The organism is Brachybacterium phenoliresistens (genome assembly GCF_000576425.1).
Taxonomy (GTDB): Bacteria; Actinomycetota; Actinomycetes; order Actinomycetales; family Dermabacteraceae; genus Brachybacterium; species Brachybacterium phenoliresistens.
In genome coordinates, this window is the sequence record NZ_KK070019.1 from 1 (window position 1) to 10,092 (window position 10,092).

The 10,092-nt window shown below is 72.1% G+C and carries 7 protein-coding genes; all 7 read left to right on the forward strand.

Annotation, left to right across the window (positions count from 1 at the left end; translation table 11 throughout):
• Positions 1–1,026: alpha-L-arabinofuranosidase C-terminal domain-containing protein (locus tag BF93_RS18630; protein WP_038374759.1), on the forward strand; the 1,026-nt coding region annotated here is incomplete at its 5' end.
• 307 nt (positions 1,027–1,333) lie between these two features.
• Positions 1,334–2,674, forward strand: coding sequence for an ABC transporter substrate-binding protein (locus BF93_RS18635; protein WP_051487224.1), 1,341 nt, complete (start codon positions 1,334–1,336; stop codon positions 2,672–2,674).
• A gap of 7 nt (positions 2,675–2,681) precedes the next feature.
• Complete coding sequence (locus BF93_RS18640; RefSeq protein ID WP_232226501.1) at positions 2,682–3,653, forward strand: carbohydrate ABC transporter permease; 972 nt, start codon at positions 2,682–2,684, stop codon at positions 3,651–3,653.
• Entirely contained in the window at positions 3,650–4,516 is an 867-nt protein-coding gene (locus BF93_RS18645) for a carbohydrate ABC transporter permease (protein ID WP_038374760.1), read from the forward strand. Before BF93_RS18640 ends, BF93_RS18645 begins: the two co-directional genes overlap by 4 nt.
• Positions 4,516–7,260 carry a beta-galactosidase gene (locus BF93_RS18650; protein ID WP_051487221.1) on the forward strand — a complete coding sequence of 915 codons (2,745 nt, stop codon included), beginning with the start codon at positions 4,516–4,518 and terminating at the stop codon, positions 7,258–7,260. Before BF93_RS18645 ends, BF93_RS18650 begins: the two co-directional genes overlap by 1 nt.
• A gap of 35 nt (positions 7,261–7,295) precedes the next feature.
• Positions 7,296–8,591, forward strand: a complete 1,296-nt coding sequence (locus BF93_RS18655; protein ID WP_084148706.1) for an ROK family transcriptional regulator — start codon at positions 7,296–7,298, stop codon at positions 8,589–8,591.
• Entirely contained in the window at positions 8,588–9,877 is a 1,290-nt protein-coding gene (locus tag BF93_RS18660) for a glycoside hydrolase family 27 protein (RefSeq protein ID WP_051487223.1), read from the forward strand. Before BF93_RS18655 ends, BF93_RS18660 begins: the two co-directional genes overlap by 4 nt.
• Positions 9,878–10,092: the final 215 nt, after the last annotated feature.

Here is a 10,092-nt window from a genome sequence, read left to right on the forward strand (position 1 = left end):
CGGGACGAGCCGTGGAAGGTGCCGTTCTTCGGGATCGGCAACGAGACGTGGGGCTGCGGCGGGAACATGCGCGCGGACGAGTACGCGGCCCTGGCCCGTCAGTACTCGACCTTCGTGCGCGATCACGCCGGCAACACGGTCACCCGCATCGCCGCCGGCGCCAACATCGACGACTACGACTGGACCGAGGCGCTCATGCAGGGCGCCGGCTCGCCCGGGTTCTCCTACCAGGCCATCTCCCTGCACTACTACACCCACACCGGGCCGTGGGAGGACAAGGGCTCCGCCACCGAGTTCAGCGAGGAGGAGTGGTACCTCGCCCTCGCGCGCGCGGCCCGCGCCGAGGAGCTCGTGGCCCGCCACGCCACGATCATGGACAAGCACGACCCCGAGAAGAAGGTCGGGCTGGTCTTCGACGAGTGGGGCACCTGGTGGAACGTGGAGCCCGGCACCAACCCCGGCTTCCTGTACCAGCAGAACACCGTCCGCGACGCCCTGGTGGCGAGCCTCCACTTCGACGGCTTCCACCGCCACGCGGACCGGCTGCTGATGGCGAACATCGCCCAGACCGTCAACGTGCTGCAGGCGATGATCCTCACCGATCCCGACTCGGGCGCTCTGGTCCTCACCCCGACCTACCACGTCTTCGCGATGAACAAGGGGCACCAGGATGCGGCCTCGCTCGCGGCGCACGTGCTGCTGGAGGAGGAGCCGCGCGTGGTCGACGGCCGCGCCCTGCCGGCGATCTCCGCCTCGGCCTCGACCAAGGAGGGCACCGCCCTGGTGTCGCTGTCCCACCTCGACGCCTCCGCGCCGCGCACCGTGGTGCTGGACCTGCGCGGCCGCGAGGTCGCCGGGTTCAGCGCCCGCGTCCTGACCGGCGAGGGCACGGCCGCGCACAACACGCCCGAGCAGCCCGAGGCCGTCGCGCCCGTGGCCCTCGAGGACGTGCGCCCGCACGAGCGCGGCCTCGAGATCGTCCTGCCGCCGCACTCCTTCACGACCGTGGAGCTGCAGCTGGCCTGATCCGCGGCGGCGCGCCGGCGACGGCGCGCCCTCCGCACGGCGACCCCCGGGCGACCCGCACGACGGGGTCGCCGCGGCGCGTCGCCTGCCCTCGGGGCAGGTGGCGCCCCGCGGCGGCCCCGTCGAGCATGTCCGGGCATGCCCTCGCTCCCCGGCCCTCGGGGCGAGACCCTCTTGTGACCCGCACCGGCTGGACACCTCTTATGGCAAGGGTTAGGTTAAGGGCTGTCGCGATCGGCGGGCAGAGGAGCCCGCGGCCCCGGGACGAGCCGGGAACGGAGATCGCGCCCCGACGAAAGGCACGATGATGAGCCGTACCCGTTCCACATCCCCGATCTCCCGGACCGTCTCGCGCCGCAGCCTGCTCGCCGGAGCCGGCGCGGCCGGCGCCGGCCTCGGACTGGCCGCCTGCGGCGGCGGCTCCGGAGGCGACGGCGGGACCCCGGAGTCCGACCCGGACCACAAGGACCTGGTCATGACCGTCTGGGGAGGCGAGGCCGACAAGATCGCCTACCAGGCGCGCGTGGACCTGGCGAAGGAGAAGTTCCCCGACTACACGATCACGCTGCAGCTGATCCCCTCGGAGAACTACGAGCAGAAGGTCCAGACGATGATCTCGTCCAAGACCGGCCCGGACATCATGCAGGTCGCCGAGAACGTCAACGTCTACTCCTCGAAGCAGCAGCTGGTGCCGCTGGACGACTACATCTCCGCCGCCGGCCTGGACATGGCCGCGACCTTCGGGCCCGTCGGCGAGAACTACCGGTGGGACGGGAAGACCTACGGCATCCCGGACCGCTCGGGCGCCATGGTCCTCTACTACAACAAGGACCTCTTCGACGCCGCCGGCATCGAGTACCCCACCGCGGACTGGGACTGGGACACCTTCCTCGACGCGGCGAAGGCGCTCACCGACCCGGCCAAGGGGCAGTTCGGCTACGGCGGCGTGGGATGGTGGCCGCAGTGGTTCTCGCTGGTCGCCCAGAACGGCGGAGCGGTGCTGGATCCCGAGACCGGCGCGCCCAGCGTGAACTCCCCGGAGGCCGTCGAGGCGCTGCAGTGGGCCCAGGACCTCTACTTCACCCACAAGGTCGCCCCGACGGCGGTGGACTACTCCAACATGGGCCCCGAGATGGGGGCCGACGGAGCCTTCCAGCAGGGCCTGGTGGCCATGAACTCCACCGGCTTCTGGGCGGTGGGCGGCAACGCCGGAATCGAGGGCCTGAACTGGGACATCGCCCCGTTCTTCCACGGGAAGGAGAAGGCCGTCAGCGCCTTCGGCTCCGCCCTGGTGATCCCGACCGCGGCGAAGAACCCCCAGGCCTCCTTCGAGATCATCCAGTTCCTCACCTCCGCCGAGGGCCAGACCCCGATCGCGGACCTCGGCCAGGACGTCCCGGCGAACCTCGAGCTGCAGGGCAGCGACGCCTTCCTGGACCCGGAGTGGCTCGAGGCCGATGCGAACCTCGAGGCGTTCCCCGAGTCCGCGGACATGATCTTCACGCCGAAGTTCATCCCCGAGTGGAACGAGATGCAGAAGTCCGTCGACGACGCCATGGCCTCCTTCTGGCTGGGCGAGTCCGACGCGAAGACCACGGCGGACGACCTCCAGAGCCGCCTCGAGCGCGTCATCAAGCCCAGCGAGTGATGCCGTCGTGACCGTCGTCGATGCCGCCGCCGTGCCGGGCCGGGGAACCGTCCCCGGCCCGGCGGGCCGCCCGCCCCGCGCGAAGATGCCCCCGCATCGCCGCAAGGAGGCGCTGCTGTTCTACCTGTTCATCTCTCCCTGGGTGATCGGGTTCCTGGCCTTCCTGCTGGGGCCGATGATCTTCTCGATCTACCTCTCCTTCACGGAATGGGACTCCTTCACGCCGCCGCGCTGGGTGGGGCTGGAGAACTACATCACCCTGCTCACCGACGACCCGATCTTCTGGAAGGTCATGGGGAACACCGCGTACTACGCGATCATCTCCGTGCCCCTGGGGATGGCGGTCTCGCTGTTCATCGCGAACCTCCTCAACAAGAAGGTGCGGTTCCGCAAGCTCTTCCGGACCCTCGTCTACCTGCCCCACCTCATCCCCATCGTGGCCGTCGCGCTCATCTTCCAGATGGTGTTCGCCCCCGGGGCGGGCCCGCTGAACCAGGCGCTCTCGCTGGTGGGGATCACCGGCCCGAACTGGCTCATGGACGCCGCCTGGGTCAAGCCCGCCCTCATCCTCATGTCGCTGTGGCAGGCCGGCGGCGGCACGATCCTGCTGCTGGCCGGCATGAACGGCATCCCCAAGGAGCTGTACGAGGCCGCGGAGATCGACGGCGCCTCCTCGATGCGCCAGTTCTGGTCCGTCACGTTCCCGCAGCTGACGCCGGTGATCTTCTTCAACCTCATCATGGGCATCATCGGCTCGTTCCAGGTGTTCGCGCAGGTCTTCATCCTCACCGGCGGCGGCCCCGACAATGCGAGCCAGATGGCCGTGCCGATGCTGTTCGACGAGGCGTTCCGCTTCTACCACATGGGCTACGGCTCGGCGATCGCCTGGATCCTGTTCGTCGTCATCATGGCCTTCACCGCCCTCGCCTTCGCGACCTCCGGCCGCTGGGTGTTCTACGAGTCGGAGGTGCGCTCATGAGCTCCCGCAAACCCGTCATGCACGCCTTCCGGTCCGGGCCGGGGACCTACGGCCTGCTGGTGATCCTCTCGGCGATCTTCATGGTGCCGCTGGTGTTCGTCATCTCCATCGCCCTGTCCTCGGACTCCACGGTCTCCACCGGACAGCTGACGATCCTCCCGCGCGACTGGCGGTTCGACAACTTCGTGCGGATCTTCCAGACCAGCCTCCCGGTCGGCAGCTTCATCGTGAACTCGGTGATCATCTCGGTGACCTCGGCCATCGGCCAGGTGCTCTCGAGCTCGCTGGTCGGCTACGCCTTCGCGCGCCTGCGCGCCCCGGGGAAGAAGGCCCTGTTCCTCATCGTCATCGCGACGATGATGATCCCCGCCCAGATCACGATGATCCCGCAGTTCTGGATCTTCAGCGAGCTGGGCTGGGTGGACACGTTCCTGCCGCTGATCGTGCCGCAGTTCTTCTCCAACGCCTTCAACATCTTCCTGGTGCGCCAGTTCGTCACCCGCATCCCCTACGAGATGGACGAGGCCGCCTCGATCGACGGGCTGGGCTACTTCGGCATCTATGCGCGCCTGGTGCTGCCGCTCATGGCGCCGATCCTCATCGCCATCGCGATCTTCACCCTCACCGCGGCGTGGGGCGACTTCATGGGCCCGCTGATCTACATCAACAGCGAGGACAAGATGCCGCTCGCGCTCGGCGTGCAGTACCTGACCTCGACGAGCCAGGAGCTGCAGACCCCGCCGTGGAACCTCATCATGGTCGGCTCGATCTTCCTGTCGCTGCCGATGATCATCATCTACTACTTCGGACAGAGATACATGTACGAGATGAACCTGTCGGCCGGCAGCGCGGGGGTCAAGTGATGACCGCGCTGAGCCTCTCCGCGGGGCGCCTGGGCCTCGACGGCACGCCGTCGATCCTCCTGTGCTCCTCGGTCTTCCCCTTCCGCATCCCCTCCGATCAATGGGCCCACCGCCTGCGCCGGGTGCGCGAGTCCGGCTACCGGATGGTGGACCTGTACGTGCACTGGGGCTTCCACGAGGAGGTGGAGGGCAGCATCGACCTCACCTCCCCGGAACGGGACCTGCGGCGCTTCCTGGACCTCGCGGCCGCGGAGGGACTGCTGGTCATGGCCCGCCCGGGGCCCTACATCTGCTCCGAGACCGACGGCGGCGGCCTGCCCTGGTGGCTGCACGGCCGCGGCATCGCGGTGCGCACCATGGACCCCGACTACCTCGAGGCGGTGGGCCGCTGGTACGACGCGGTGATGCCGGTCCTCGCCGCCGCCCAGACCACCCGCGGCGGGCCCGTCGCCCTGGTGCAGATCGAGAACGAGCTGGACTTCTTCGACTGCCCGGACCCGGCCGCCTACCAGGCCTGGCTCGCCGAGCGGACCCGGGGAGCCGGCATCGAGGTGCCGATCATCGCGTGCGCCGGGCAGGGCGACCTGCACGGCGCGAGCGGAGACGTCGAGGGCGTGGTGCCCACCGTGAACCTGTACCCCTCGGACGAGTCCACGAGCTTCGACGCGGAGGCCCGCCACTACGCGGAGGAGCTGTCCTCGCGCGATCTCCCCCTGCTGGTCACCGAGACCAACCGGATGCACCGCACCCTGCGCCGGGAGATCCTCGCCGGCGCACGGCTGGTCGCGCCGTACCTGCAGACCTCCGGGTTCAACCACCTGCTGCTGCCCTCGGCCGGGAACTGGGGCGACCCCGGCAACCTCATGACCCACGACTACGACTTCGGCGGCTACATCGGCCCCGACGGCCGTCGCCGCCCCGAGTACGACGAGGCCGTGCGGCTGACCCGCACCCTGGAGGCCTGGGGCGAGCGCCTGGCCGCCGCCGCGCCGGTCCCGCTCGAGCAGGCCGGGGTGCAGGGCATCGACGCGGGCGGTGCGCTGGCCCTGCCCGGCGGCGGCCACGTCATCGGCCCCGCCGAGGTCCACGGCCGCGACGCCGAGGTGCGGATCCTCCCCGCCGCCGGCACCGGCCATGAGGCCCATGCGCTGTCCGCACGCGTTCCCGCGGGAACGTGCCCGTTCTGGGCGCTGGACGTGCCGCTGGCGCCCTGGGGCGCGCAGGGCACGATCCGGATGGCCACCGCCGAGCTCGTGGCCGTGCACCGGGGCGCGGACGGCGCGCTCGCCCTCCGCTTCGAGGGGCCGGCCGATGCCCGCGTCCTGCTGGAGACCCCCGAGGGGACGCTGGACCTCGCCGGCCACGGCGAGGCCGAGTCCGGCACGGTGCGGGTCGCCCTCGCGCCCGTGCCGGAGGGCGTCGCCGATCCCGAGCCCGCCCGCCGCACGCCCGCGCTCGAGGTCGCCGCGCTGCCCGAGCCGACGGCCGCCGCCGGGACCGCCGTCGCCGGCGAGGCCTTCCGTGCCGTGCCGAGCACCGAGGAGCTGGGCCTGCGCGACGGCCGCCTGCGCGCCGACCTTCGCCTTCCCGCCGGAACCCGGGAGCTGCTGCTGCGGGGAGCCGCCGATGTGATCCGCCTGATCGCAGGCGGCGAGGACCGCGGGGTGCACGTCCCGCACGGAGCGCCGGTCTCCCTCCTGCCGGCCTCCGGTGCTCTCGATACTTCCGGTGCTCCCGATGCCGCCGATGCCTCTGGCGCCGCAGATGCCTCCGACGAGGTCTCGGGGGAGGTCTCGATCATCGCCGAGACCTGGGGGCGCGCGAACTTCGACGACGCCCGCCGCCCGGCCCTCGCCCTCGGGGCGGGGCGCGGCATCGGCACCGCGCACGCCGTGGTCGACGCCCAGGACGTCACCGACACATGGCGCGTGCGCCGCCTCCCGGATCGTCGTGCCGGCGGCGCCGACCAGGCCCAGGAGCCGCTGCGGCCGCTGGGCGGCTGGTCGAGCCCCCGGCTCGGCGAGGACGCGGTCTACGTGCGGGAGCTGCCGCTGCCGGCGCAGGGGCACGCCCTGCTGCGCCTGCACGGCCTGAGCCGTCCCGTGCACGTGAGCATCGACGGCGGCCCGGAGCGACGTCTCGCCCCCGGTGACCCCGTGCTCGAGCTCGGAGCCGCCGAGGACGCCGGGACGACGGAGGACGCCGGGACGACGGAGGACGCCGGGACGCCGGCCGGCATCGGCCGCGGCTCCGGGACCTCGGGCGGGGCCGCCGGCGCCGTCGAGGTCGCGATCCGCGCCCCGCACGTCCCGGACGGCTTCGTCCGCCGCGCCGAGCTGCTCACCGCCCTGGCGCCCGGGGTGCGCGGCGTGCGCCTGCTCCCGCGCGAGGAGCTCACCGCCCTCATCGGCGCCGAGCGGGAGCGGACATCGGCCGCCTTCCCGCTGACCGTCCCCGCCGGCGGGGCGCTGCAGGTCCGCCTGCGCTCGGACCGTGCTCCCGGAGCCGGGGTGCAGCTCGACCTCGAGGGCACCGACGTGCAGGTCACCGTCGTGGCCGGCGGTCGGGCCGTCTCCCGGCACGTGCTCGGCGCCCCGGCCGTCGCCGGCGGGGACGCCGGACGCTCGTGGATCCCCGCCTCGTACCTGCCGTCCGCGGATCCCGTCGTGGACCTCCTCGTCGAGCCGCTGGATGCGGGAGGAGGTATCTTCGGGGGCGCGAGCTGGTCCGACGCCCTCAGCTGAGCGGCGACCGGCCGCCGCACGTCCGGAGGGGAGCGATGGCAACGAAGACGTCCAAGGACATCCGCAACGAGAGCAGGTTCATGGTCCTGCGCTCGGTCTACGCCGGCGGGACGGTCACGCGCGCCCAGGTCGCCGCGGAGACCGCCTTGAGCCCCGCCACCGTCGCGACCCTCGTCGGCGAGCTCGTCGAGGAGGGGGTGCTGCGCGAGGCCGGCCGGATCTCCTCCCAGGGCGGCCGCCCCACCGTGACCTTCCAGGCCAACCCGCAGCGCGGCCGCCTGCTGGCGATCGACGTGGCGGAGACGTACGTGCGCCTGGACGTCTACGATCTGGCGCTCGCCCGGGTCGACCGCGAGCAGGTCGAGCTCGACCCGGGCGCGCAGTCCATCGAGAGCATCGCCGCGGTGATCGCCGGGGCCCTTCGGTCCCTGCGCGGCCGCGAGGCGCTCGGCGGGGAGCCGATCCTCCACGCCGGCGTCTCCCTGCCCGGTCAGGTCGACACGGTGCGCGGCGTGGACGTCTTCGCCCCCAACTGGGGCTGGCGGGACGTGCCCGTGGCCGATGCCCTCACCGAGGCCGTCGACGCCCCGGTCCGGGTCGACAACCCGCTGATGGCGATGGCCACCGGCGAGCTGTGGTTCGGCGCCGGGCGCCGCTTCCGCGACTTCGTGGCGGTGAACCTGGGCACCGGCGTCGGCGCCGGGATCATCCTGGACGGCCAGCTGGTGCGCGGCCGCGGCAACTCGGCCGGCGAATGGGGCCACACCACCCTCGTGTGGCAGGGCCGCGGCTGCCGCTGCGGCCGCCGAGGCTGCGTGGAGGCGTACGTCGGCGTCGAGGGGATGCGCACCACTCTCGGGGAGATCGCCCCCGACCATCCGCTGGTCGAGGTGCGCCACCATCGGGCCTTCATCGAGCAGCTCATGCGCGCCGAGGCCGCCGGGGACGAGGCCGCCCGCGAGGCCGTGCTGCGCACCGGGGACCATCTCGCCGCGGGCCTGGGCAACCTCGTCAACCTCCTGAACCCCGAGCACGTCTCGGTGCTCGGCTGGATTACCCGCTACGCCGGCACGGAGCTGCGCGAGCGGGTGCGCGAGCGGATCCAGCAGGAGTGCCTGCCCGGACCCGGCGCGGGCGTGAGCATGGAGTTCACCGACACCGCGGGAGAATCGGTGAGCCTGGGCATGGCGGTGCTCGCCCTCGAGGGTTTCCTCGAGCAGGTGGGACTGCCCAGCCCCAGCAGCCTTCCCGCGCCGCCCGCCCCGGCGGCGCGCACCCCCCACCCGGCGGCATGGGCCGTTCCGGGCACCGCCACGAGAGGATCTCGATGACCCCGTCGCCCCTGCGACCGACCGTGACCGCCCCGCCGCGAGGCTGGAACTCCTGGGACTGCTTCGGCGGCAGCGTGCGCGAGGACGAGGTGATCGCCAACGCCGAGCACATGGCCCGGCACCTGCTCCCGCAGGGCTGGGACACGATCGTGGTCGACATCCAGTGGTATGAGCCGGAGCCGGGCAGCACCGACTACGCCGAGGTCTCCGCCGCGCTCGTCGACGAGGTCGGCCGTCCCCTCCCGGCGCCCGGGCGCTTCCCCTCCGCGGCCGACGGCGCGGGCTTCGCGCCGCTGGCCGAGCGCATCCACGCCCTGGGCCTGCGCTTCGGCGTGCATCTGATGCGCGGCATCCCGCGCCGCGCCGTCGAGCTCGACACCCCGATCCTGGGGACCGACGCGACCGCCCGCGACCTCGCCGACCCCGACAACCGCTGCCCCTGGAACCCCGACTTCGAGGGCGTCCACGCGGACCATCCTGCCGCCCAGGCCTGGTACGACAGCGTCTTCGCGCTGCTGGCGCAGTGGGGCGTGGACTACGTGAAGGTCGACGACGTCCTCTACCCGCCGATCCAGCGCGCCGACATCGCCATGATGCGCACCGCCATCGACCGCAGCGGGCGGCCGATGCTGCTGAGCCTGTCCCCGGGCAAGGAGCTCTCCGCCGTCCACGCGCCCTTCCTCGCCGCATCGGCCGATGCCTGGCGGGTCTCCGACGACCTCTGGGACACCTGGGACGACCTGCGCGAGCAGTTCCAGCGCGCCGCCCGCTGGGCCGCCGTCGACCACGAGGGCGGCTTCGCGGACCTGGACATGCTGCCGCTGGGCCGCATCGGCATCCGCGCCCATGTCGGCGAGGACCGCATCAGCCGGCTCACCGCCGCCGAGCAGCGCACCATGCTCACCCTGTGGAACCTGGGGCGCTCGCCCCTGATGATGGGCGGGCATCTGCCCGACACCCCCGCCGAGACCTCCGCGACCGTGACCTCGTCGTGTGGCGGGTGCGCGTGGGCGAGCGTGAGGTCCGGGCGATCTTCTGGCTGGGGGAGCGGGCCGAGCAGCGCCGCATCCACGCCGAGGACCTCGACGTGCCCGTGGGCGCTGCCGGCCACGAGCTGTGGACCGGCGCCGAGGTCACCCCGCACAACGGCTGGTACGACCTCGCCCTCGAGCCCCACGGCTGCGTCGTCCTCTCCCTCGCCTGAGGCCGATGGCCCGGGGAGGGTTGTTCTCCTCGCTCGCCTGAGGCCGATGTCCCGGGAGGGCCTGGTCCTCCCCGTCGTCTGAGGTCGACGCCCTGGCAGGGCCGGGTCCTTTCCGTCGCGTGAGGTCGATGGCGGCGCGAGCCTGCCGTCCGGGTGCGGGGGACGGGATGCTCGTCCCGGCCGTTCGAGGAATTGCAGCTCTGCGTACCATCTGACGCGGGCGAGTTCTAACGGTCAGCGCAACAGGTACTCGGAGAATACCTCTCTTGGCGTAGCAAATTCAAGCCGCTTTCGCGG

Coding starts and splice junctions, on each gene's coding strand:
- BF93_RS18645 (WP_038374760.1), top strand. CDS start 3,650: ATGAGCTCCCGCAAACCCGTCATGCACGCCTTCCGGTCCGGGCCGGGG.
- BF93_RS18660 (WP_051487223.1), top strand. CDS start 8,588: ATGACCCCGTCGCCCCTGCGACCGACCGTGACCGCCCCGCCGCGAGGC.
- BF93_RS18650 (WP_051487221.1), top strand. CDS start 4,516: ATGACCGCGCTGAGCCTCTCCGCGGGGCGCCTGGGCCTCGACGGCACG.
- BF93_RS18635 (WP_051487224.1), top strand. CDS start 1,334: ATGAGCCGTACCCGTTCCACATCCCCGATCTCCCGGACCGTCTCGCGC.
- BF93_RS18655 (WP_084148706.1), top strand. CDS start 7,296: ATGGCAACGAAGACGTCCAAGGACATCCGCAACGAGAGCAGGTTCATG.